This window comes from Microlunatus speluncae (assembly GCF_009299835.1).
In the GTDB taxonomy this organism is placed as follows: domain Bacteria; phylum Actinomycetota; class Actinomycetes; order Propionibacteriales; family Propionibacteriaceae; genus Microlunatus; species Microlunatus speluncae.
Genome location: NZ_VKCZ01000020.1, coordinates 1 through 23,018, shown reverse-complemented (window position 1 = coordinate 23,018; position 23,018 = coordinate 1). Strand labels below are relative to the sequence as shown.

At 70.7% G+C, this 23,018-nt stretch carries 18 protein-coding genes; 4 read left to right on the top strand and 14 right to left on the bottom strand.

Annotated elements, in window-relative coordinates; translation table 11 throughout:
- Positions 1 to 22 precede the first annotated feature (22 nt).
- The 7 genes from trxB to FNH24_RS25595 all read right to left on the bottom strand — a co-directional run bounded on the left by trxB (position 23) and on the right by FNH24_RS25595 (position 10,515).
- Positions 23 to 1,072, bottom strand: a complete 1,050-nt coding sequence (trxB, locus tag FNH24_RS25625) for a thioredoxin-disulfide reductase (RefSeq protein WP_152365101.1) — start codon at positions 1,070 to 1,072, stop codon at positions 23 to 25.
- A 91-nt stretch (positions 1,073 to 1,163) separates the two neighbouring features.
- Positions 1,164 to 2,339 carry an MFS transporter gene (locus FNH24_RS25620; RefSeq protein ID WP_152365100.1) on the bottom strand — a complete coding sequence of 392 codons (1,176 nt, stop codon included), beginning with the start codon at positions 2,337 to 2,339 and terminating at the stop codon, positions 1,164 to 1,166.
- Between the two features lie 141 nt (positions 2,340 to 2,480).
- Positions 2,481 to 3,191, bottom strand: coding sequence for an anti-sigma factor family protein (locus FNH24_RS25615; RefSeq protein WP_152365099.1), 711 nt, complete (start codon positions 3,189 to 3,191; stop codon positions 2,481 to 2,483).
- A 152-nt stretch (positions 3,192 to 3,343) separates the two neighbouring features.
- On the bottom strand, positions 3,344 to 3,811 hold the full coding sequence (locus FNH24_RS25610; protein WP_152365098.1) for a hypothetical protein: 468 nt from the start codon (positions 3,809 to 3,811) through the stop codon (positions 3,344 to 3,346).
- An 85-nt stretch (positions 3,812 to 3,896) separates the two neighbouring features.
- Positions 3,897 to 4,559: an RNA polymerase sigma factor SigM gene (gene sigM / locus FNH24_RS25605; RefSeq protein ID WP_152365097.1), complete on the bottom strand. Its 663-nt coding sequence runs from the start codon at positions 4,557 to 4,559 to the stop codon at positions 3,897 to 3,899.
- The gene (gene murJ / locus FNH24_RS25600) at positions 4,556 to 8,302 is read right to left on the bottom strand and encodes a murein biosynthesis integral membrane protein MurJ (RefSeq protein ID WP_152365096.1); all 3,747 of its coding nucleotides are present in this window, start codon (positions 8,300 to 8,302) and stop codon (positions 4,556 to 4,558) included. Before murJ ends, sigM begins: the two co-directional genes overlap by 4 nt.
- The gene (locus tag FNH24_RS25595) at positions 8,299 to 10,515 is read right to left on the bottom strand and encodes a DUF6049 family protein (RefSeq protein ID WP_152365095.1); all 2,217 of its coding nucleotides are present in this window, start codon (positions 10,513 to 10,515) and stop codon (positions 8,299 to 8,301) included. The genes murJ and FNH24_RS25595 overlap by 4 nt, the downstream gene beginning before the upstream one ends.
- 188 nt (positions 10,516 to 10,703) lie before the next feature.
- Here FNH24_RS25595 and FNH24_RS25590 point away from each other — a divergent pair, with 188 nt between their 5' ends.
- Positions 10,704 to 12,122 carry a CCA tRNA nucleotidyltransferase gene (locus FNH24_RS25590; RefSeq protein ID WP_246187121.1) on the top strand — a complete coding sequence of 473 codons (1,419 nt, stop codon included), beginning with the start codon at positions 10,704 to 10,706 and terminating at the stop codon, positions 12,120 to 12,122.
- Between the two features lie 54 nt (positions 12,123 to 12,176).
- Here FNH24_RS25590 and FNH24_RS25585 read toward each other — a convergent pair whose 3' ends face one another.
- Together FNH24_RS25585 and FNH24_RS25580 are read right to left on the bottom strand one after the other, a co-directional pair.
- Positions 12,177 to 12,635 carry a hypothetical protein gene (locus tag FNH24_RS25585; protein WP_152365093.1) on the bottom strand — a complete coding sequence of 153 codons (459 nt, stop codon included), beginning with the start codon at positions 12,633 to 12,635 and terminating at the stop codon, positions 12,177 to 12,179.
- Positions 12,636 to 12,747: 112 nt separating this feature from the next.
- Positions 12,748 to 13,416, bottom strand: a complete 669-nt coding sequence (locus FNH24_RS25580) for a TetR/AcrR family transcriptional regulator (RefSeq protein ID WP_152365092.1) — start codon at positions 13,414 to 13,416, stop codon at positions 12,748 to 12,750.
- A gap of 113 nt (positions 13,417 to 13,529) precedes the next feature.
- Here FNH24_RS25580 and FNH24_RS25575 point away from each other — a divergent pair, with 113 nt between their 5' ends.
- Both FNH24_RS25575 and FNH24_RS25570 read left to right on the top strand, forming a co-directional pair.
- On the top strand, positions 13,530 to 14,447 hold the full coding sequence (locus FNH24_RS25575; protein ID WP_152365091.1) for an SDR family oxidoreductase: 918 nt from the start codon (positions 13,530 to 13,532) through the stop codon (positions 14,445 to 14,447).
- 70 nt (positions 14,448 to 14,517) lie between these two features.
- Complete coding sequence (locus FNH24_RS25570; protein WP_161606312.1) at positions 14,518 to 15,243, top strand: phosphotransferase; 726 nt, start codon at positions 14,518 to 14,520, stop codon at positions 15,241 to 15,243.
- A 452-nt stretch (positions 15,244 to 15,695) separates the two neighbouring features.
- Here the strand turns inward: FNH24_RS25570 and FNH24_RS25565 are convergent, their stop codons facing one another.
- The 5 genes from FNH24_RS25565 to FNH24_RS25545 all read right to left on the bottom strand — a co-directional run bounded on the left by FNH24_RS25565 (position 15,696) and on the right by FNH24_RS25545 (position 21,297).
- Positions 15,696 to 16,640: a hypothetical protein gene (locus tag FNH24_RS25565; RefSeq protein WP_152365089.1), complete on the bottom strand. Its 945-nt coding sequence runs from the start codon at positions 16,638 to 16,640 to the stop codon at positions 15,696 to 15,698.
- Between the two features lie 69 nt (positions 16,641 to 16,709).
- The gene (locus FNH24_RS25560; protein WP_152365088.1) at positions 16,710 to 18,110 is read right to left on the bottom strand and encodes an MFS transporter; all 1,401 of its coding nucleotides are present in this window, start codon (positions 18,108 to 18,110) and stop codon (positions 16,710 to 16,712) included.
- Positions 18,111 to 18,161: 51 nt separating this feature from the next.
- Positions 18,162 to 19,214, bottom strand: a complete 1,053-nt coding sequence (locus tag FNH24_RS25555) for an LCP family protein (RefSeq protein WP_152365087.1) — start codon at positions 19,212 to 19,214, stop codon at positions 18,162 to 18,164.
- Positions 19,215 to 19,357: 143 nt separating this feature from the next.
- Positions 19,358 to 20,356 carry a type I glyceraldehyde-3-phosphate dehydrogenase gene (gene gap, locus FNH24_RS25550; protein ID WP_152365086.1) on the bottom strand — a complete coding sequence of 333 codons (999 nt, stop codon included), beginning with the start codon at positions 20,354 to 20,356 and terminating at the stop codon, positions 19,358 to 19,360.
- A 131-nt stretch (positions 20,357 to 20,487) separates the two neighbouring features.
- Entirely contained in the window at positions 20,488 to 21,297 is an 810-nt protein-coding gene (locus FNH24_RS25545; protein ID WP_281351112.1) for a GlxA family transcriptional regulator, read from the bottom strand.
- Positions 21,298 to 21,848: 551 nt separating this feature from the next.
- Here FNH24_RS25545 and FNH24_RS25540 point away from each other — a divergent pair.
- A complete protein-coding gene (locus FNH24_RS25540; protein WP_246187073.1) occupies positions 21,849 to 22,742 on the top strand; it encodes a phytanoyl-CoA dioxygenase family protein in 894 nt (297 codons plus the stop codon).
- The last annotated feature ends 276 nt before the right edge of the window (positions 22,743 to 23,018 follow it).

The following is a 23,018-nucleotide window of genomic DNA, read 5'->3' as shown; positions in this document are numbered from 1 at the left end:
GGTTCTTCGGGTCGGTGACGGTTCAGACGCCGGCCGCTACGGGCACCTGGGTGACCTCGTCGGCCAGGTCGGCGAGGAAGCGCTCGGCATCCAGCGCGGCGGAACAGCCGGTGCCGGCCGCCGTGATCGCCTGCCGATAGGTGTGATCGACCAGGTCGCCACAGGCAAACACGCCGGGCAGGTTGGTCCGGGTGCTGCCGGGCTGGACCAGCACGTAGCCGGCGTCGTCGAGATCGACCTGGCCGCGGACCAGCTCCGACCGGGGGTCGTGGCCGATCGCGATGAACAGCCCCTCGATCGGCAGCTCCCGCTGCTCGCCGCTGGTGGTGTCCTCCAGCGTAACTCCGCTGAGCGCGTGCTCACCGTGGATCTCGGAGACGGCGGAGTTCCAGCCGAACTTGATCTTGGGATCGTTCTTCGCCCGCGCGGCCATGATCTTGCTCGCCCGGAGCTCGTCGCGCCGGTGGATCAGGGTGACCGACTTGGCGAACCGGGTCAGGAAGGTGGCCTCCTCGACCGCCGAGTCGCCGCCGCCGACGACCGCGATGTCCTTGTCCCGGAAGAAGAATCCGTCACAGGTGGCACACCAGGAGACGCCGTGCCCGGACAGCCGGTCCTCGTCGGACAGGCCGAGCTTGCGATAGCCCGAGCCCATCGCCAAGATCACGGTGCGGGCCGAGAAGGTGTTGTCGTACGCGTCCTGCACGGTCTTGATCCCGCCGGTCAGGTCCATCGCGGTGATGTCCTCGGCGACCAACTCGGCGCCGAACCGCTCGGCCTGCGCCTTCAGGTTCTCCATCAGATCCGGGCCGAGGATGCCGTCGGGGAAGCCGGGGAAGTTTTCCACGTCGGTGGTGTTCATCAGGGCGCCGCCGGCGTCCACCGAACCGGTGAACACCAACGGCTTCAGGGCCGCCCGCGCGGCATAGATCGCGGCGGTGTAACCGGCCGGACCGCTGCCCACGATGATCACATCCCGGACCTCGGCCGAGGGCCTGGCCGCGACCGCTGCCGCGGCGGGGGTGGAGATCGTGATCGCATTGACGGCCGGGATGCCGGAGACGTTGCTCATCGAGATCCTTCGTTGTGGTGCGTAGTCCTGGGTTTGGGTTCTGGGTTCTGGACCGCAACCCTACAGTGACCGAACGCTCGCCCCGGTGCAGCTATTCCGGCGTGGATCGGCGCGCCATCAGGGCCACCGTGGCGGCCCCGGCCAGGGCGATCGGCGGCAGCAGGAGCAGCCCGCGCTCGCCGAGCACCGGCAGCAGTGCCGCCGCCAGGGTGCTGCCGACCGCCCCGGCGAGCAGGCCCGCACAGACCATGCTCGAGTAGCCGCGGGCCAGCGCCTCGGCCGGCACCACGCGGTCCAGCAGCCCGGACAGCACCACTCCCTGCGGCGCGGCCAGCAGCCCGCCGGCGAATCCGGTCAACACCAGCAGCCACGGCACCCCGGCGACCAGCAGGGCGATCACCCCGACCGTCGCACCGCCGCCGGCCACGATCGCCAGCCTGGTCCACGGCCGTCCGGGCCAGGCGCGGGAGCCGTAGCCGAGGGCGCCGACCACGTCGCCCAGCGCCGCCGCCGAGGCCACGACGCCGGCCAGGACGACGACGCCGGCGACGGTCATCACCCCGGGCACCGCCACGGTCGTGATGCCGGTGGCGAGGCCAGACCCGGCGCTGACAGCGAGCAGCCAGCCGAGGCCGTGCCGCCACCAGCCCCGGGTCACCGGCCGGGGCGCGGCGCCGGCCTGCCGAGTCCGTACGGCCTGGCGGAACAGCACCACCGAGCCGAGCAGCAGCAGCGCGATCAAGCCCAGGCTGGCGGCCGGCAGCGCGGCCGCCACGGCCAGACTGACCAGCATCGGGCCGAGCAGGATCGCGCCCTGGAACAGCACGGTCAGCAGCGCGTACCCGGCGGTGCGCCCGGCGTCGTCGGCCACCACCAGCGGCAGCCAGGCCCGCACCGCGGTGGTGATCGCCGGCACGGTGACTCCGCAGATCGCCACCAGGATGATCATGATCACCGGCGTCGCGCCGCCGTACCCGATCATGATCAACAGCGCGAAGCCGAGGGCCGAGACCAGCCCGGTGATCATGATCACCAACGCCGGGTTCCAGTGGCTCAGGATGCGTCCCTGGGCCAACAGGCCGACCGCGTTGCCGGCGCTGAACACGCCGGCCAGCAGCCCGGCCAACGGCAGTGAGCCGGTCCAGTGCTGGACGGTGAGGATGATCGCCAGGCCGGCCATGCCGATCGGCAGCGCGCTGACGAAGACGGCGGTCAGGGCCGGTAGGACGGCCGGAGTCGACCACAGGGTGCGGTAGGGATTGGGCATTCTTGGGCATACCTCCAGGAGGCTGCCCACCCACCCATGCCGGTGCGGATCACCGGCTCGTATGAAGATCGACCTTAGCCGTCCTGGATCGGCGGCGGAACGGGCCGACCGATCGGTGGTACGGACACGGCCGGGGCTTGCTCAGCGGGGGAGTTCGGTGGTGGTGCTGGCTTTCGGGTCGTCGGGGCAGCCGGAGACCACGGTGACGAAGGACTTGCCGCCGGTGCTGGTGTAGACGAGGAGGGCTTGGGAGCCGTCGACGACGACGCGGGCGATGTCGGTGATCCGGCCGTCGGTCACCTTGCGGGCGCAGCTCCAGGCGAGGGAGAGCCAGTGGCTGTCGAGGTCGGTCTTGGAGCGGAGTTCTTCGGCCTGGGGGGCCAGGTTGCGGCTGGTCAGCGGGGAGCGGAGGGCCTGCGGCTCGCCCAGCCCGGCGCGGGCGCCGGCGGCGTAGCCGGCGAAGCCGATCGCGGCGGCCGCGACGCAGGCGACCAGGGCGCGACCGAGGAAACGGGACCGGGAGGGCTTGGCCAGGTCGCTGCCGAGGGTGCCGAGGCTGGGCTTGTGCCGGTGGGCCAGTTCGTAGCGATGTTCATCGTCGGAGCTCGCCTGCCCGGATTGCCGCCGGTTCTGTTCGGCGTCGATGACGGCGGCCAGTCGGGCGGTGACGGCGGCGGGCATCGGCGGGGTGGGTTCGGCGGCGAGCCGTACGCTCACCTGCTCGAGCTCGGCCTGGCTGGCGGCGCAGCGCCGGCAGCCGGCCAGGTGTTCGGTGATCTCCGCCCCGCGGGCGGCGTCGACGAGACCGGCCGCGGCGTCGGCCAGTTCGTCAACGGTCAGATGTTCGGCCACAACGGGTTCCTTGGGCTCGATCGGGGAAGCGGACGAGAAGATCGGTCAGGGGCGGGTGCCGGGGCACCGTCGTCTTGGACGGCCGCCGCGCGGGGTTCGGTTCCCGGTCGCCGCGGATTTGTTTCGGCTTCAAGTTCGTTGCTCACCGCCGGTCACTCAACCAGTCCCTGGGTTCGCAGCCGGTCGATCGTCGCCTCGGTCGCCGGGTCCAGGGTCGCCTCCGGAGCGTGCGCGGCCACCCAGCGGAGCAGGGTCGGGGTGCCCTCCCGGAGCAACGACACGCCGACCAGGTGGGCGGCGCCATCGGCGATGGTGAGCCGGTAGCCCGGACCGGTCAGCATCCGCACCTGGCGTACGGCGACGACGTCGGACCCGGCCAGCACGTGCTTGCCGCGGAACCGCCGCACGGTCAGCGTCGCGCCGTCCACCTCGAGATAGGCCCGGGCCCGGAACCAGACGACGACCAGCAGCACGACCCAGCAACCGACCAGGACCGCGATCGTCGACTCCCAGCCCGGCGTGCGCTGGCTGACCAGCAGCGTGACGCAGGCGACCAGGCCGACGGTCGTCATGATGATCGGCGTCCGCCAGTTGTAGGCCAGATCGAGCGGATGGGACACGGGCTGATCGATTCTGCGGCCGGCCCTCCGACGGGCTCAGGGAACGAGGACGCGGCTGCGGCTGGATGCGGGGTGCGGGAGTCGGTCAGGGCGCCGGGCCGTCGCGTTGCCGACCCGGAGATCGTACGTCCGGGCCGCCGGAATCCACCTCGACCAGGTCGTGCTCGTCGCGATCGGCGTCGACCCGCAGATGCCGCAGCAGCGGCACCAGCTTGGCCCGGCCGCGGGCACAGCGGCTCTTGACCGTGCCCGGCGCGCAGCCGAGGATCGTCGCCGCCTCCTCGACCGAATAGCCCTCCATGTCGATCAGCACCAGGGCAGCGCGCTGATCGGCGTTCAGCTGCAACAGGGCCGCCGCCACATCACTGCGCTGCTCCTTCAGTTCCAACGGATCGATCGACTCGGTGACGCCCAGCTCGGCGGCGCGGTCGGGATCGTCGGGCAGCGGATCGGCCAGTCGCACCTTGTTGCGGCGGATCCGGTCCAGGCAGGCGTTGACCACGACCCGGTGCAGCCAGGTGGTCACCTGGGCGTCGCCGCGGAAGCTGCCGGCCCGGCGGAAGGCGGAGATGTAGGCGTCCTGCAGCGCGTCGGCGGCCTCCTCCGGATTCCGCATCGTCCGCAACGCGATCGCCCAGAGCCGTTCCTGGTGCCGGGTCACCAGGGTGCTGAACGCGTTCGGGTCCCCGTCGACGTGGGCGCGCAGCAGTTCCTGATCGCTGGGACCGCCCGCCGGCGATCCGGTCACCGATAGACCTCGACCTCGTGGATCCCTCCGCGGAAGCGCCGAGGCTCCTCCTGCGGGAGCGAGGTGAGAAAGACCAGCACATACCGGGTGGTGACCGGCTCCGCCAGCGTCACGTCGGCGGTCTCGCCCGCATCGGTGACCTTGCCGACCACCCGCCAGTCGCGGTCGGAGTTCATCGGCGGGTCGACGGTGCCGGCCGGATCGTCCTCCGGCACCCGGATGTCGAGGTCGGTGCCCTCGCCGGTCAAGATCAACTTCAGCTCGCGGACCGGCACCGGCTCACCCAGGTCGAAGACGATCCCGACGCCGCGCTTCAGGCCGCCGAGCTCCGGGTTGTTGCGATATTGGACGGTACGCCAGCGGGTCTCCGGATCGCCGTCGAAGGCGTTCGGCACCTCGTCGCCGTTCTCCTCCGACGGGTCGCCCTGCGGATCGAAGTCGCGGCCGTCCCTGATCGGCACCTTGACCGGGTCGGCCGGCGGCTCCTCGGTCGGCGGCGCGGACGAGTTCGGCGGGTTCGGGCCCGGCAGCGGCAGCCCACTCGGCCGGATCACCAGGCTGCCGACGATCGCGCCGATCACCAGCAGCACCACCAGCGCGACCAGCAGCACGATCCAGCGCTGCGGCTTGCTCGGCGCGCCGTTGCCGTTGCGGACAGCGGGGATCAGGGCGGTCGCCCCGTTCGGCGGCGGTGGCTGCCTGATCATGGTCGACCGGGCCGACTCCGGGCTGCTGGGCGAGATGGAGCCGGCCATCGGCAGCGCCGGCGAGCCGGCCACCCGTGGCTGGTCCTCGGTCGGGTTGGTGTCCGGCGAGCCCGGCCGGTCGACCGCGGCCATCATCCCGGTCGGCTGCTCCGACAGCGGGATCTCGCCGGTCTCGTCCGGGGTCACCCGTGGGATCGGCTGCCGCAGCCGGCGCTCCAGGTCACCGGTCGCGTCGGCGGTGCCGAGCACCTTGGTCAGGGCGTTGACCACCTCGTTGGCGGTGGTGATCGAGGGCGCGTGATGCCGCGGCGGCCGGCCGAGGATCTGGTCGCAGACCGTGTCCAGCGCCGGGGAGACGCCGGCCCGGACCTGCCGCGGGGTGGCCCAGCGACCGCCCAGCACCGGTGCCGGGCCGAGCCCGTACGCGGGACCGCCGGGCCAGCGGGAGACGAGGGAGGCGTAGAGCAGTCGGCCGAGGTCGTGCACGTCGGCCCGCTCGCCGTGCCCCTCCGGCTCGCCCCCCCGGGCCGGGCGCAGCGCCGCCTCGATCACCAGGCCGACGATCTTCACGTTGCCGGTCGGGGTGACGACCACGGTCTCCGGGCTGATCCGCTCGTGGAACAGGCCGAACCCGTGCACGGCGGAGAGCGCGTCGGCCACCTCGCGGGTGACCCAGGCGGCCTCCAGGCCGGACAGCGGACCCTGGGCCAGGATCGCGCTCAGCGGCTGGCCGGTCGCGTACTCGCAGACGATGTAGGAGCCGATCCGCGGATCGTCGGAATAGACCGCGTCGAGCACCCGGAGGAAGCGCGAATCGGTCGCGGCGGCGCCGCGCCGGGCGGCGTCCAGCACCTCGGTGGCATGCGGATCGCGGGGCGGCAGCAGGTGCACCGACACCGACCGGGACAGCACCTGGTCGAAGGCGCGCCAGGTGATCGTCGGATCGTCCGCGGCCAGCATCTCCTCCAGCCGATACCGGTCGGCGAGGACGGTGCCGGGCGAGGTGATCGAAGCGGCCGGGCCCGGGCCGCCGGGTGGCGTCGCCAAGGCGGCGCTCGGGGACTCCGCCGGACCGGGCTGGTCCGGGGTGTCAGCCGAGGGCGGCGATGGTGTGGTCATCTCGGACCCTGGCTTTGCTGACATCGTTGAGATACGGCCACCCGTGCTGAATGACCGGACTGCTGTGATTCGGTGATGCTTCGCATCGGGGTCGATCCTAGGCTGTTGGCGACCTTGGTCGATCCTAGGCTCCGGCATTCCCGTTTCGCCGTAGAACTCGCGAAGCGGCCTGATCACCGTTTGGATACTGGCCTCGTCCTCGATCGGCGCGGGGGCCGGCTGCCGGCGGCGCAGCACGAAGGCGAGGATCTGGCTGACCTCGGAGATCCGGAGCAGCCGGGCCAGTAGCAGGAAGATCACGATCGCGACGACACCGGCCACGGCCAGCGCGAGCAGTTGCACCAGCTTCGCCGACGACCACAGCTTGAAGGCGGCGGTCACCCCGTACGCGGCGCCACCGGCGGGCGCGACCGCCAGCAGCAGCTTCAGCCCGTGCCCGACCAGGCCGCCGACCGGCATCCCGGGCAGCCGCCGGGACAGGATCGCGACCGCCAGCACCAGCCCGATCGAGTACGAGATCACGTGCGCGATCGCCAGGCCGACCGCGGTGGTCGCCGGCGAGTTCAACAGCAGCACGATCAGCACCGCGAGCGAGGCGTTGGCGGCGCCGATCGCGATCTGGATCAGGAACGCGGTCCGGTTGTCCTCCAGCGCGTAGTACGTCCGCAGACAGAGATAGTGCAGGGTGAACGGGATCAGGCCGAACGCGAACGCCATCAGCGTCCAGCCGGTCAGGTAGGCGTCGTCGACGCCGCGGCCGAAGCCGAAGACGAACTCGGCCATCGGCACGCCGAGGGAGAACAGGGCGACCGCGGCCGGCACCATCGCGGTCAGCAGCAACCGCATCGTGCCGATCGTCTCGTCCCGCACGCCGGCCAGGTCCCCGGCCGCGACCAGCCGCGACGCCGACGGCAGCATCGCGGTGGCCAGCGACACCGCGATCAGCGAGTGCGGCAGCTGATAGGCGGCGAACGCGTACATGTAGACGGTCAGACCGCCGCCCGAGCCCTCGGCCGTGGCGCCGCCGGCCACCTTCTGGATCACCACCAGCGCGGCCTGGTTGACCAGGACGAAGCCGAGGGTCCACTTCGCCAGCCGGACCGTCCGGCCGAGCCCGGTGCCCTTGAAGTCGAACCGGGGCCGGAACTGGTAACCGATCGATTTCAGGTACGGCACCAGCACGGCCGCCTGGGCGACGATGCCCAGGGTGGAGCCCAGGCCGAGCAGCAGCTCCTGCTGGGCGGTGAAGGCGCCGACCCCGTCGCCGGTGCCGAAGACGACGAAGAAGATCGACAGGACGCCGATCGAGATGATGTTGTTCGCGATCGGCGACCACATCATCGGGCCGAACTTGTCCCGGGCGTTCAGCACCTGGCCGGCCAGCACATGGATGCCGTAGAAGAAGATCTGCGGCATGCAGTAGTAGGCCAGCCGGACCGTCGAGTCGTACGCCCGGGAGAGCTCAGGGGTGTGCCAGGACTCCGGGGTGTAGATCCAGATCACCAGCGGTGCGGCGACGGTCAGCACCACCGTGAGCAGGCCGAGCACCAGGATGCCCAGCGTCATGATCCGGTTGGTGTAGGCCTCGCCGCCGTCCGGATCCTGCCGGATGGCACGGACGATCTGCGGCACCAGGACCGTGTTCAGGATGCCGCCGGCCAGCAGGATGTACATGCTGGTCGGCACCGTGTTGGCGTAGTTGAACATGTCGGCCTGCTGGGTGGCGTTGCCGAACAGGGCCACCAGCAGCGCGAACCGGCCGAACCCGAGCAGCCGCGACACCGCCGTCCCGCCGGCCATCAGCACGGTGGCCGAGACCAGTCGGGAGCGGTTGCGTCGAGACGGGTCGGGCGATCGGCGGGAAGCCGTCCCCGAGGTCTTGCTCGGCGCCGTCGTGGAGGATCGGGCAGGATTCATGGGCGACCCCGCCGTGGGCCGGCCGCGCCGGAGGCGGCCGGGGTCGCCCGGCGCGGGCTGACCGGAGAGGCCGGCGGCGGCGACCGGGTGTCGTCGTCGTCGCGGTCGCGGGCCCGCTCCCGGGCGACCTGCCGGATCCGCAGCACGGTCGTGCCGATCAGCACCACGCCGGCGGCGACGGCGATGATCCAGCCGACCGTGCCGGCCTGGGTCACCGTCACCTCGACCGTGGTCGGCTTGCCGACCCGCTTGCCGGAGGCGGTGACCAGCTGGGCGGTGACCTGCACCGGTCCGTTGGCCTGGGCCTCGATCTGGGTGTTCCGGGTGATCGAGGCGTTGCCGGCGTCGTTGGCCTGGATGACGACCGGGTCGAGCGGCTTCACCCGCAGCCGCTGCGACTGGGCCGAGCTGAACTCGACGCCGACCCGGATCGCGTTCGCGGTGCCGGTCTCGGCCGGGTCGATCAGCGTGTTGGTGATCGTGATCGGGAAGCTGATGTCACTCTGCCCGGTGGTGGTGAACCGGCCCACCAGCCCGATCTTCACCGCGTCGGTCAGCACCTGGTCGAGCTGGTCCAGCCGGAGGTCGAGCAGCTTGGGCCAGTCCGAGTCCGGGCCGCGCCAGGTGGCCGAGACCGACTTGAGCACGGCCGCGTCGGCGTCGGTGCGGGCCTCGGCCGGATCGACCAGCAGGTCGACATAGGTCTGGTACGCCTCCGCCAGGTCGTCCACCCGGCGCAGCTCGTCGTGGTCGAGCTCGGCGGCCTGCGCCGCCTTCGGGTAGCGCGGTTCGTCGGTCAACCGTTCCGGCGGTTGCCGGAGCAGGTCGGCCAGCGGGATCTGCCGCAGCCACGGGGCCGCGAGCTGCTGCTCGGTGCTGGCCTCCTCGGGCGTGGTGATCAGCCGGACCTGGCCCAGGGTCCGGTCCAGATCTTCCGTGCTGGCCTGCAGCCAGGTCTCCGACAGGGTCCGTTCCCGCTGGTGCACCGGCGAATCGCGCGGATCGGGCCCCGGGCCGCCGAGCGAGGACGCGCCGACGTAGTTGATGATCAACGGCCCGTCGCCGTCGCGGAGCAGCGGGGCGGTGCTCCGGGTGGTCGCGTCGGACAGCAGGATCCCGGCCGGGTCGAGCCGGCCGGCGGCGGCGATGGTGGCTGCATCGGCGGCCCCGTCGCCGGGCCAGACCAGCAACGGCAGCTCCGACGTCTCGGGCACCGCGGCACCGACCGCCTTGGCCCGTTCCAGCAGGGCTTCGCGATCGCTGCGGACCAGGGCGGCGACATCCGGCGAACCGTACAGCAGCCGGTAGCCGGGTCGGCTGTCGAGCAGTTCGCCGAAGGTGCGCAGCCAGTCGGTGGCCTGCTCGCTGCCGGCCCCGGCCGTGGTCTCGCCGTCCTCGTCGCGGACCTGGTAGCCGGACCGCATCGCCCTCAGCTCGTCGATCAGCGACGGGTCGACGGCGAACGTCATCCCCTCTCGCTGGGCCGCCGCCAGCAGCCGGGTCAGCCGGCCTTCGGGGCCGACCTCCGCAGCCAGATGATCATCGGCGAAGACCTGCTCCTGCAGCCGGGCCGGCCGGGAGTTCAAGATCACCACCGACGAGGTCGGCAGCACCTGGTCGGGCAGGTCGGTGACGATCGGCGCGAACACCCGGGACCGGCCGATCGCCGGCGGCTGGTCCGTCCCGGTCAGCACGTGCACGCCGACCAGGTAGATGCCGTCGGCCGCCGGGAAGTCGAGTTGCTCCGGTGTCGCCGACACCGTGAACGGGGCGGTCTCGCCGGGATCGAGGGTCCGGTCCTCCTCGGTCCACAGGTGCTCCCGGTTCTGCACGTCGGCCGTCACCCGGGCGCCGAGCGGATCGTTGGCCGCCGAGTCCAGCGCCGCGTCGAAGCCCTCCCGGTCGGTGATCGGCGCCTGGTTGCGCCAGAAGTAGACCCGGGGCTTGTCGATCGGTTTCTTGCTGGTGTTGGTGACCGTACCGGTCAGGGTGATCGGGTCGGTCGGCGCCGGCAGCGCCGGGGTCATCGAGGTGATCTGGATCGAGACCAGCGAATCCGGCTCGTCGGCGTGGGCCGGAAGCACCGGCGCCAGGGTCAGGAATCCGGCGAGCAGGATCAGCGCCGCGACCAACGGAACGCCGTGCAACAGGCGCTGGAACGTCCGCGAATGTCGCCGGGGTCGTCGGGCCGCGGTCGCTTTCCCCCTAGCCACCGGACTCCCCACTCCGTCATCCTAATGTTCTGCTGACTGTCATATCCGTTCGGCGAATGCGTCGGCGCGGTCCCAGGACCGAACGAGTCACCGGCGGCGGTCGTTCCCCGCCGCTCGGCCGGCCGGCGGCGACGCGGCTACAGTGATCGATCGTGACCTCCTCAGCGGCGCGACCGAAATCGGCGAACCTGGCGAAGGCCGTCGCCGAGCTGTTGCGGATCGCGCCGGTCGCGGACGAGCTCGGCCGGGTCTTCGCCGCGGCCGGGCATCGGCTGTTCCTGGTCGGCGGCAGCGTGCGGGATGCCCTGATCGGCCGGCTCGGTCATGATCTTGACTTCACCACCTCGGCCCGGCCGGACGAGATCGAGCGGCTGCTCCGGTCGGTGACCAAGACGGTCTGGACCATCGGCAAGGAGTACGGCACGATCGGCGCCAAGATCAGCGTCGGCCAGGCCGAGTGGGTCGTCGAGATCACCACCTTCCGGGCCGACGTCTACCGGCCGGAGAGCCGCAAGCCCGAGGTCGCGTACGGCGACACGTTGGACGGCGACCTGATCCGGCGCGACTTCACCGTGAACGCGATGGCGGTGGCGCTGCCGGAGAAGGAGTTCCACGACCCGTACGGCGGCCTGGAGGATCTGGCCGCGCGCCGCTTGCGTACGCCCGCGACGCCGGAGCAGTCCTTCAGCGACGACCCGCTGCGGATGATGCGGCTGGCTCGCTTCACCGCCCAGCTCGACTTCGAGCCGGCGCCGGACGCGGTCGCGGCCGCCACCGCGATGGCCGAACGGATCGACATCGTCTCGGCCGAACGGGTCCGCGAGGAGCTGTCCAAGTTGCTGTTGGCCGACCGGCCCCGGGCCGGGCTCAACCTGCTGGTCGCGACCGGCCTGGCCGATCGGGTGCTGCCGGAGCTGCCCGCGCTGCGGCTGGAACGCGACGAACACCATCGACACAAGGACGTCTATCAGCACAGCCTGACCGTGTTGGACCAGGCGATCGAGCTGGAGGACCGGCTGCCGCAGCGGCCGGACCTGATCAACCGGCTGGCGGCGCTGCTGCACGACGTCGGCAAGCCGAAGACCCGACGGTTCGAGCCGGGCGGCAAGGTGTCGTTCCACCACCACGACGTGGTCGGGGCCAAGCTGGTCAAGAAGCGGCTGGCGGCGCTGCGCTACTCCAGCGAGGAGGTCGACGCGGTGGCCAAGCTGGTCGAGCTGCACCTGCGCTTCCACGGCTATGGCGAGGGGCAATGGACCGATTCGGCCGTCCGTCGCTACGTCCGCGACGCCGGTGATCAGTTGGACCGGTTGCACGTGCTGACCCGGGCCGACTGCACCACCCGGAACCAGGCCAAGGCGACCCGGCTGCGCACCGCGTACGACGAGCTGGAGCAGCGGATCGCCGAGCTGCGGGAGCAGGAGGAGCTGGACTCGATCCGGCCCGACCTGGACGGCAACGCGATCATGGAGATCCTCGACATCCCGCCCGGCCGCGCCGTCGGCGACGCGTACAAGTTCCTGCTGGAGCTCCGGATGGACCGCGGCCCGCTGGACCGCGAGACCGCCGAGGCCGAACTCCGCACCTGGTGGTCCTCCCGCCCCTGACACCTCTCGGTCCGTGCCCTGAGCCTGTCGAAGGGTCTTGGAGGTGACCGGCGTTCAGCGGATCGGGAGGAAGCCGATCTTGGAGATGTAGCCGTGGTAAAGCCGGGCGGCGTCGCCGACCGGGATCTGGCCGAAGTCGAGCAGAGTACGCAGGCCGTCCAGCTCGGCCGAGCAGGTCTCGGCGGCCGCGACCCGGCTGCTCAGCTGCTGGCTGGTGGCCAGGTTGATCGTCACCGTGGTGATCACCGAGACGATCAGCGCGAGCAGGCACAGCACCTGCCAGACGACCGACGTCTGCGGCAGGTTGAGCAGCTCGGTCGCCGTCTGGGCGAACCCCGGACCGCCGAAGGCCGGGCCGGCGGTGAAGGCGGCCGACGCGCCGCTGCAGACGATGCCGGTCACGGCCAGCCGGTTGCCGCGCGGCCGGGCGCCGCGGAGGTAGTCGCCGAGGGCCTGCTGGCGGGCGGCGATCATGTCGATCAGCTGCCGATCGGGTGCGCTGACTGCGTCCATCCGGGGCCTCCGCGAAGCCGGGTGCCGAAGCGGCACCGATCCGGAAAATCGTAACGACGCAGCCACCCCAAAATCCCCGACTTGTCAGAACTGAGTTGTGCCCTGGCACAACTCAGTTCTGACAAGTCGGATCGAGGAGGCCGGTGAGGATGACGGTGAGGAGTTCACCGAGGGCGGAGTGGAAGTCGATCCGGAGGGCGGCGAGCTCGGGGTCGGCGCAGTAGGCGGCCAGCATCGCCTCGGACGGCCGCTGGTGGGTCCACAGCGCGCCGGCGGTGAGCAGGGTCGCGGCGGCGAACTTCACGGCGGCGGGCTCGGCCAGTTCGGGTACGGCGGAGCGGACGACCTCGGTGAGCCGCTTGATGTTGGCCAGCGAGGACCGCTTGTGCCGGATCGCGACGTCGACCGAGACGTTGCGCTCCAGGACCGCCGTCTGGGCACTGATCAGATCGCAGAGCACCGGTCGCTCGGCGAGCGAGGCGGTGATCAGTTCGGCCAGCCGGCGGCACCGCGTCGGCAGCCCTCCCCGGGACGGTCGGGCCGCCTCGAGCGTGGCCAGCCACTCGCCCGATTGCGCGTCGAGCAGCTCGAGCAGGATCGCCTCCCGGGAGTCGAAGTAACGCAGCACGTTGGACTTGGCCAGGCCGACCTGGCGGGCCAGCTCGTTCAGACTCAGGTCGGCGACCGGTCGATCGGCGAGCATCGTCGCGGCGACCCCGAGGATCGCGGCGCGTCGCTCGGCACGCTGCTCCTCACTGCGGGCTCGGCGGAAGTGGCTCATGCTCCCAGTATTTCAGACCACCGGTCTCTTGATAAGAGACTGCTGGTCCGTTAATCTGGCGGTATCAGAACAGACCGCTGGTCTCTTCGGCCAGGTGAGGCAGGGAGTACGCGATGTACCAGGTCCCCGATCAGACCGGCAAGATCATCATCGTCACCGGCGCCAACAGCGGCACCGGCAAGGAGGCCGCCGCTCGCCTCGCCGGGGCCGGGGCGCACGTGATCATGGCGGTCCGGACGCCGGAGAAGGGCGAGCAGGCAAAGGCCGACATCCTGGCCAAGCACCCGGACGCGAGCCTGGAGGTGCGCCGGATCGATCTGGCCGACCTGGCCTCGGTGACCGAGTTCGCCGCCGGCATCGACCGCGTCGACACCTTGATCAACAACGCCGGGGTGATGGCGGTGCCGACCCGGCACACCACCGCCGACGGCTTCGAGCTGCAGTTCGGCAGCAACTTCCTCGGCCCGTTCGCGCTCACCCTGCGGCTGCTGCCGAAGCTGGTCCAGGCGCCGGGTGCCCGGGTGGTGACGATGAGCAGCGGCCTGGCCGCCATCGGCCGGATCCGGCTCGACGACCTGCAGGCCGAACGCCGCTATACCCCGAACGGTGCGTACTCCCAATCCAAGCTGGCCGATCTGATGCTGACCCTGCGGCTGGCCCGGCTCGCCACCGAACGCGGCTGGGATCTGCTCAGTGTCGGCGCCCACCCCGGCTTCACCAAGACCAACCTGCAGGTGACCGGGCCGAATCTGGGCAAGGACAGCCAGCGGCGCTCGTTCGAGTTCCCGTTCCTGCCCTCGCAGGAGGTCGACACCGGCACCGAGCCGCTGCTCTACGCGGCCGCCGATCCGGCCGCCGAGAACGGCGGCTACTACGGCCCGACCGGCCGGTTCGGACTGGTCGGCCCCACCGGCACCGCCCGGATTCCCCGCCGCGCCCAGGATTCCCGTACCGCCGCCCTGCTCTGGAGTGAGGCCGAGCTGCTGACCGGTGTCGAACTCGGCTCCGGCCGCACCTCTGACGCCGCCTGAGGCTGGGCGCGTCGGCGCCGACTCGCCGTCCGGCTGGGTCCGGCCCGGTCTTTGGTCGGAGGATGGTGCGGTGCGGCAGGGAGCAGTGGGCCAGGTGCGGTTGGTCGAGCACGCCGGGCGCTCGCTGGTGGAGAAGCGGTTCACCGATCCGGCCCGGCACCAGACGGAAGTGCTCGCGCTGCGGGCTCTCGCGCACGGCGCCCTGCCGGTGCCGGAGTTGATCAAGGTCGACCCGGGATCGATCCTGATCAGCCTGCTGCCGGGAGACCGGTTGGACGAGGTCGGCGCCGACGCCGGGCTGGCCGGTCTCAGTGCCTCGGTGCCGCTGCTGCGTTCCCTGCATGAGGTACCGGCGCCGCCGGGACTGCCGGCGCCACCGGACGACGCGCTGATCATTCGGCGCTACCGGGCCGCCGGCGGCCCGCCGTTGCCCCTGTCGGTCCCGGCACCGCACCGCCCGGTGTTCTGCCACGGCGACTGGACCGATGCGAATCTGCTCGCGGTCGACGGCCGCATCACCGGAGTGATCGACTGGGAAGCTACCCACGTCGGTGATCCGCTCCGAGAGTTGTCGCGCGTGGCCTGGGGAGCGTCCCGGCGTGATCCCCGGGCGTTCAAGATCATCGTCGAGGCTTACGGTGCCGACCTGGCCGAGGTGCGGTCCTGGTCGGCGATCCATGCCGCCGAGCTCTGGCTGTGGTTCCTCGAAGCCGGACCACCCGACTACCTTGAGCAGTTGACCACCGAACTGCTGCGCTGGCCCTCAGCCGGTGATGTCCGAGACACCGGCCACTGACCGCTCGGCCAGGAAGCGGCCGGCAGACTGGATGGCCTCGGCCGCCGCCTCGGGCCGGAACCGCCAACCTGACCGCCCAGAACCAGGGCATCCAGCTAGCGTTCGGTGTCCTGGGGCTGCGGCTCGGTTGCGCATCCAGCCAAGGTGGCGCACTGGCACAAATCGGGGGCGCAACGCCCCGCGGGACCGGAAATCGCCCGGTGGGACCGGGTTGCGCCCCCGATTTGTGACGGTGTACCCGTCAGGACGGCTGATCCCCTGTGGCGACGACCACGGCGCCAGGGTCGGGCAGCGACCGGAATGCCACCGCACTCGGAGAGCGCCACATGCTGAACGGGTCCTCGAGACTCCGACCATCCCGCCTTCCGCTTCAGGACGAACGTTCCGGTTGGTCGCCAAACCCGTCGCCACCAAGATCACGAAGATCGAGGCCAGAGGCGATACCAGAGGGGTCAGAAGGGCTCGGTGTCGTCGGTGGGGGCGTTGCCGCCGAGGCGCGGCTGGAGCTCGATCGACCAGTTGGACTCCGGGGTGAAGGACTGGCGGAACTTGGAGAACGCGCAGCTCCGGGTGAAGGTCCGCTTGTCGTCATCCCAGTCGGTGCCCGACTTGTAGTAGACCGTGTATTTCTTGGCGGCCAGGCCCTCGAGGGTGGCGTCCTTGCCGGCCCGCACGTAGATGCTGGCCATCGGCTTCTTCGGGTTCTTGGTCACCGCGGCGATCACGACGTCTTCCTTTGTGTCGTTCTTGATCTGCAGCAGGTTGTAGCCGCGGCTGCCGTTGCGCTCGACGATCTCGCCGTTGTCGGCCCGCCGCTTCTTGCCCTTCGGGGTCTCCGGCCGGGCCGGTAGCAGCTTGCCGCCCCAGGTGAAACCGGCCCTCTTGAAGTCGCCCGCGGTCTCCTTCAACAGTTCGCCGGGCAGGGTGTCGTGTACCTGTTGCTTGGCCTGGATCAGTTGCTCGGTGTCGTTCGGCTTGATCCCGCACTCGTTGGCCTCGGCCTTGCTCGGCTCGAAACCGACCTGAGACTGCGACAGCAGGGTGGCCGCGGTGCTGTGGGCGTCGGCCGCCGAGTCCGGCGGCAGGGTCGCCTCGAAGGTCTGGGACTGCTTGGCCAGGACGGCATCGAGGGCGTCGGCCCCGGACTTGACCTGAGCCAGGGACTTGGCCGCCATCACCTGGTCGAAGGCCTTGCGGATCGTGGATTCCGAGCCGGTCAGCAGCTTTTGGTACGCGTCCTTGGACAGCGGTTCCGGCGTCTCCGGCGGGGCCGGCTCGACCGGCGTGGAGGCCACCGGCTCCGGCGGTGGTGCCGATCCCGACCCCTCGTTCGCACCGCAGCCGGCAGCGACCAGAGCCAGGAAGGTGAGGGCCACCCCGAGTGTGCGTATCCGCATGGCTCAAGGCTAAGTCGGTCGCTGTCATCCCGCTGCCCTAAGACCGAATCTGCTCGGTCGCCGGGATGATCAGCCGCGCTGGTCCGGATCCCGGGTCGGCTCGGTGCCGGAGTCGGCCGCCGTGTCGGCCGGCGTGATCGACTCGGAGTCCGCGATCACGGCCCGCATCGACTCGGTGCCGGAGTTGAGATCCATTCCGCGGGTGACGAGCAGGAAGGCCAGCCCGAGCAGGGCGTAACCGACGGCGAGGGTGATCAGGATCGGCACCGAACGTCCGTCCGCCGGGAAGGTCAGCGCGGTGATGCAGGCCGCCAGCACCAGGGCGACATTGAAGATCATGTCGTAGATCACGAAGGCCCGGCCCTTGACGTCGTCGTCGACGTGGGCCTGGACCAGGGTGTCGACGCAGATCTTGACGCTCTGCGCCGTGACCCCGAGCAGGAACGCCGCGATCATCAACGTGATCTTGGTGTAGATCGATCCGGGGAACACCTGCAGCACGGCGGACACGAACAGGGCGATGATCACCCAGGCCCGGACGCCGAGTCGGGCGGTGATCAACGGCGTGATCGCGGCGGCGGCGACGAAGCCGGCGCCGGTCAGGACGGCGAACAGCCCGAGATCGGCGATCGCCGCGTTGACGTCGTCGACGGTGTGGAAGTAGTTGCGGAAGACCAGGATGGTGGCGACCGTCACCACGCCGAAGATCAACCGCTGCAGGCCGATGGTGAGCAGCCCGATCCCGGCCGGGCGCCGCTCGCGCAGGTGTCGCAGCGCGCCGGCCAGGCCGGCGATCACGTCCTTGGCCGTCCGGGTGCCGCGCTCGTCCGGGCCCAGCTGGTGGCGCGGGATCCGCAGCGCCAGACAGGCACTGAGCACGTAGCCGAAGCTGGCCACGATGAACAGGGTGGCGTCGGCCGCATAGGCCGGGACCTGGTTGCCCAGCACCAGCCGGAGCAGGGTGCCGACCGCCGCCCCGATCAGCGCCCCGGCGGGACCGACCGTCGGCACGACCGAGTTGGCCACCATGTATTCGGTCGGCTCGATCGTGTGCGGCAGCGCCGCCGACAGGGCCGCGAGCAGGAACCGGTTCAGGCTCATCGCCAGCAGCACGCCGCCGTAGAACAGGGCCTCGACCGAGCCGGTCCGCAACCCGGTGGCGACCAGGGCGGCCAGGCCGAGCACCAGCACCGCCCGGATCAGGTCCACGATCACCAGCACCTGGCGGCGAGACCAGCGGTCCAAGATCACGCCGACGAACGGCCCGAGGACGGAGAACGGCAGCAGGGTGATCGCCAGCACGGCGGCGATCGCGGTCGCGTCCGGTTGCCGTTCCGGCGAGAACAGCACGTACGAGGCGAGCGCCACCTGGAGCAGGCCGTCGCAGGCCTGGGTGGCGATCCGGACCGCCATCAGGCGCCGGAAGAAGCCGTGTCGCCACAACAGCCGCAGGGCCCGGATCCACTCCATCGCGTCAGTCTTTCCTACCCGACACCGAGCCCGGGCCGCGGCCCCACGAGCTCATTCCTTCGGCGGGTATTTGGCGACGTATTCGTCCAGCTTGTCCTCGCGCAGCGCCTTGGACAGCTCGGCCATCTTCTCCTCGTCGACGATGTCGATCGCCTGCCCGTCGTCGGACGTGCCGAACCGTGCGATCGGTGCCTGCAGGCTGTAGATCTGCGACGGCGGCAGCCGGAGCGAGAACGCCAGGTCGCGGATCTTGTCGTCGGTCAGCGCGCTGTCGACGGTGAGGTGCGAGGCGACGCCGCCGACGAAGCTGGTGAACTTCTGCGGGTTGGCGATGGTCTCCGGGCTGAGGCCCTTCTCCAAGATCGCCTGGATCACCTTGCGGTGGTTCTTGGCCCGGTCCAGGTCGCCGTTCTTCAGCTTCTTCCGCTCCCGGACGAACCACAGCGCCTCCTCGCCGGAGATGGTGATCTCGCCCTTCGGGTACGTGAAGCCGTGGGTGCTGAACTCTTGATCATTGGTGACGGTGACGCCGCCGAGATCGGAGGTCAGCTGGATGAAGCCCTCGAAGTCGATCAAGGCCAGGTGATCGATCCGGGCGCCGGTGATCGACTCGACGGTCTTGATCGTCAGCTTCGGGCCACCCCAGGAGTAGGCGGCGTTGATCTTGGCCTTGCCCTTGCCCGGGATGGTCACCCAGAGATCACGGGTGAACGAGATCAGGTACGCCTTGTTCCGTTCGGCGTTGAGGTGGGCGACGATCAACACGTCGGAGCGGCCGTTGCCGCTGTCGCTCGGGTCGCGGCTGTCGGAGCCGAGCAGGACGAAGTTGACCGCCCCCTTCTCCTGGGACGGCTGCTTGTCCGGCCGCCCGTTGTCGGACTCCTCCGGCATGGTGTCGTCGCGCCGCTGGATGTTGTCCGAGACGGTCTTGTTCAGCGAGGCCGCGTAGAGGAAGCCGGCGACCAGGGACAGCACCAGCACGCCGGCGACGGCGATCAGCACGGCCGGCAGCGCCCGCCCGCGCTTCTTCTTCGCCGGTTGTGGGCGCTGTTGCGGCGGTTCGTCCTCCGTGAAGGTGAACATGTCCACCGGTGTGTCCGGCATCGGCTGGTGCCCTCCGCGTCTGTGAATTCCCCGAATGTGACGGCCGCCCGATCATAGTGCCGGGGTGGTAGCAGACCCGGCCGTCTTAGCGGAACCGTGAGGGAGTTGTCACCTGACGCGGAGGGATCCGAGCGTGCGGCTGCTCAGTCGCGCGCGAGCAGCTCCAGGGTGTCGATCACCCGGTTCGAGAAGCCCCACTCGTTGTCGTACCAGGCGACGACCTTGATGTGCCGGCCGTCGACCCGGGTCAGCGCGGCGTCGAAGATCGCCGACGCGGGCTGGCCGGTGATGTCGCTGGAGACCAGCGGCTCGTCGGAGTAGTCGAGGATGCCGCGGAGCGGGCCGTCGGCGGCGGCCCGGTAGGCGGCGAGCAGGTCGTCGCGACCGAGCTCGCGGCTGACCGTGGTGTTCAATTCCACCAGGGATCCCACCGGCACCGGCACCCGGATCGAGTCGCCCGACAGCTTGCCGTTGAGGTTCGGCAGCACCAGCCCGATCGCCTTGGCCGCTCCCGTGGTGGTGGGGGCGATGTTGACGGCGGCGGCGCGGGCCCGGCGCAGATCGCGGTGCGGGCCGTCCTGGAGGTTCTGCTCCTGGGTGTAGGCGTGCACCGTGGTCATGAAGCCGTGCTCGATCCCGGCCGCGTCGTCCAGCACCGAGGCCAGCGGCGCCAGTGCGTTGGTGGTGCAGGAGGCGTTGGAGACGATCACGTGCCGGGCCGGATCGTAGGCCTCGGTGTTCACGCCGTACGCCAGCGTCACGTCGGCACCGGCGGACGGAGCACTGACCAGCACCTTCCGGGCGCCGGCCTCGAGGTGGCCGCGGGCGGCGTCGGCGGCGGTGAACCGGCCCGTGGCCTCGAGCACCAGGTCGACGCCGAGCTCAGCCCACGGCAGCTTGGCCGGCTCGCGCTCGGCCAGCACGGCGATCCGCTGCCCGTCGACGACCAGGTCGGAGCCGTCGACCTGGACCGGGCTGCCGAGGCGGCCGAGCGAGCTGTCGTACTTGAGCAGGTGGGCCAGCGACTCCGGAGCTGTCAGGTCGTTGACCGCGACCACCTCCAGCTTCGTGTCGCGTTCGAGCAGGCCGCGGAGCGTGTTGCGACCGATCCGGCCGAAGCCGTTGATGGCGATGCGGGTCATCGGGATCCTTTCGTCACCTGCCATGGTCGGCGGCCGCACGGCGCCTCAACAGTGGCAGGAACGACCGCATGCGCAAGGATCACGCCGTAGCTTTTGCCATCGGCCGCAAGGATCTCGCCAAGGCGTCGGGATCAGGCCGAGAAGGTGTGCCGATACTCCGTCGGAGACGTGCCGAGGATCCGGTGGAAGTGCAGCCGCAGGTTGGACGCGGTGCCGAGGCCGACGCGGTGGGCGATCTGCTCCACGGTCAGGTCGCTGCGCTCGAGGAACTCCCGGGCCAGATCCACCCGGGCCCGGAGCACCCACTGCATCGGCGTGTAGCCGGTGTCCTCGGCGAAGCGCCGGGAGAAGGTGCGGGCCGACACCCGCGCGTTGCGGGCGAGCAGGTCGAGGGTCAGCGGCTCGGCGAGGTGGCTCAGGGCCCACTCGCGGGTGTCGGCGAACACGTCGCCGAGGGGTTCGGGCACGCTGCGCGGGACGTACTGCGCCTGCCCGCCGCTGCGGTACGGAGCCGCCACCAGTCGCCGGGCCACGACGTTGGAGAGGCCGACGCCGTGATCGCGCCGGACCAGGTGCAGGCACAGGTCGATGCCGGACGCCGCCCCGGCCGAGGTGAGCACCGACCCCTCGTCGACGAACAACACGTTCTCGTCCACCTGCACCCGCGGATGCCGCTCCCGCAGCGCCTTCGTGTAGTGCCAGTGCGTCGTCGCCCGCTTGCCGTCCAGCAGCCCGGTCCCGGCCAGCGCGAACGCCCCGGTCGAGATCGCCGCCAGCCGGGCGCCGCGGGCATGCGCGGCCTTGAGCGCATCGACCACCACCGCCGGCGGATCGGTGTCCGCCGGGGTCCGGTAGCCGGGGACGAAGACGGTGTCGACATGATCGAGCGCTTCGAGGCCCTGGGCCACGTGGTACGAGAGCCCGTCGCCGCCGGTCGACAGCCGGAGGGTCGCCGCGGACGAAGGCGGTGACCAGCAGCGACAGGGCCTGGGCGGTCAGCGCCTCGGCATCGGGGTCGCCCTGCCGGGACAGCCGGAGCAGGTAGCCGCACAGTCCGTCGAGCAGTCCGCCGGACGGCGCGGGGCGCACGAAGGGCCATTCCGCGACGTCGTCCGCGCCGAGGTCCGGCAGGTCGAAATGCAGGTAGCCGTGGACCGAGCGGCGGCGCGGGTCCCAGGCGTAGCGGTCGGTCCCGCCGGGCCGGGCCAGCAGCACCAGGCCCGGCGTCAAACTCTCGGCGACGGTCGGTTCCTGGCCGGGTGGTTGGTACGACCACAGCGCCGACCCGGCCAGCAGCCAGACGAACTCGAACTCGGCCAGCCGGCGCGGGCCGAACCGCGCGCCGGCCGGGTAACCGGCCTCCCGGGCCGTGTAGTGCGGCACCGCCGACACCGATCCGGAGATCATGATCCGACATTATCCGGTCGGTCGCCGCCATTGGCCCGGGTCCGGTTCCCGGCCAGCATGAAAGGCGACCACAGGAGGAGAAACCATGATCAGCACCGACATGATCAGCACCGAGCCGATCACCGGCGGCACCGGGCAGCCGACAGATGCGCTGGCCGAACGGTATGCCCGGGACGGCTTCGTCCTGGTCCCGGACGCGTTCGACGCCGACGCGCTGGACCGGCTGCGGACCGAGGGGCTGCGGATCGTCGAGGCGTTCGCCGCCGGCACCGACCGGCCGCGCCGGCCGGACGAGTCCGACGACGACCTGCTCCGCCGCTTCCTCTGCATCCACTATCCGCACAAGGGATCGGAGCTGTTCCGCGCCGCGCTGGCGCACCGGCCGATCGTCGACGTGCTGACCCGGCTGATCGGTCCCAACGTCAAGGCGATGCAGTCGATGTTCTTCATCAAGTCCGAGGGCAAGCCGGGCCAGGCCTGGCATCAGGACGAGCACTTCATCCCGACCCGGGACCGCTCGCTGACCGCCGCCTGGATCGCGCTGGACGACGCGACCGTGCAGAACGGCTGCCTGTGGGTGATCCCCGGCTCGCACCGGCGCGGCGTGCTCTACCCGGACCGGGAGACCGACGACGCCCGCTTCGACTGCACCAACGAGGCCTTCGACTTCCCGTACAGCGACGCCGACGCCGTGCCGGTGGAGATTGCGGCCGGCACCGCGTTGATCTTCAACGGCTACCTGCTGCACCGCTCGCTGCAGAACTCCGGCCGGCACGGCTATCGGCGGGCGCTGGCCCAGCACTACATGAGTGCGGAGTCGCTGCTGCCCTGGAAGCGGCCGGCCGGTGATCATTTCGGCGAGTACGACTACCGCGACGTCGAGCTGGTCGCCGGCCGGGATCCGTACGCCTACAAGGGATTGACCGACGAATCGCGGATGCATTCGCGGCCGGACCAGGACGGCGGCTGCGACCGCTGATCCGGCTCGCCCTGAGGCTCAGGGAACGAACACCCAAACCTCCGCACCGTGCCGGTACGAGCCGCTTGTTCCGTTCCCAGCCTGGATCCACCGATCGGGCGCACCAGCCTTGGACGGGGCCCGGTTCGGCCAGGTACGTGGCCAGGCCTTGCGTCGAGAGTGACCTTATCCACCCGAAATCTGCGAACCCGGGTGGAAAAGGTCACACTCGACGGCTGCCGGACCGGAAGCCGGTTGCGCTACGCGACCAACGCGCCGGGTTGGGGTCCGGATCCA

Excerpts from the sequence above, each read along its gene's own strand:
- FNH24_RS25575 (WP_152365091.1), top strand. The coding sequence starts at position 13,530 with ATGTACCAGGTCCCCGATCAGACCGGCAAGATCATCATCGTCACCGGC.
- FNH24_RS25580 (WP_152365092.1), bottom strand. The coding sequence starts at position 13,416 with ATGAGCCACTTCCGCCGAGCCCGCAGTGAGGAGCAGCGTGCCGAGCGA.
- FNH24_RS25560 (WP_152365088.1), bottom strand. The coding sequence starts at position 18,110 with ATGGAGTGGATCCGGGCCCTGCGGCTGTTGTGGCGACACGGCTTCTTC.
- FNH24_RS25565 (WP_152365089.1), bottom strand. The coding sequence starts at position 16,640 with ATGCGGATACGCACACTCGGGGTGGCCCTCACCTTCCTGGCTCTGGTC.
- gap (WP_152365086.1), bottom strand. The coding sequence starts at position 20,356 with ATGACCCGCATCGCCATCAACGGCTTCGGCCGGATCGGTCGCAACACG.
- FNH24_RS25555 (WP_152365087.1), bottom strand. The coding sequence starts at position 19,214 with ATGCCGGACACACCGGTGGACATGTTCACCTTCACGGAGGACGAACCG.
- FNH24_RS25585 (WP_152365093.1), bottom strand. The coding sequence starts at position 12,635 with ATGGACGCAGTCAGCGCACCCGATCGGCAGCTGATCGACATGATCGCC.
- FNH24_RS25620 (WP_152365100.1), bottom strand. The coding sequence starts at position 2,339 with ATGCCCAATCCCTACCGCACCCTGTGGTCGACTCCGGCCGTCCTACCG.
- trxB (WP_152365101.1), bottom strand. The coding sequence starts at position 1,072 with ATGAGCAACGTCTCCGGCATCCCGGCCGTCAATGCGATCACGATCTCC.
- FNH24_RS25540 (WP_246187073.1), top strand. The coding sequence starts at position 21,849 with ATGATCAGCACCGACATGATCAGCACCGAGCCGATCACCGGCGGCACC.
- murJ (WP_152365096.1), bottom strand. The coding sequence starts at position 8,302 with ATGAATCCTGCCCGATCCTCCACGACGGCGCCGAGCAAGACCTCGGGG.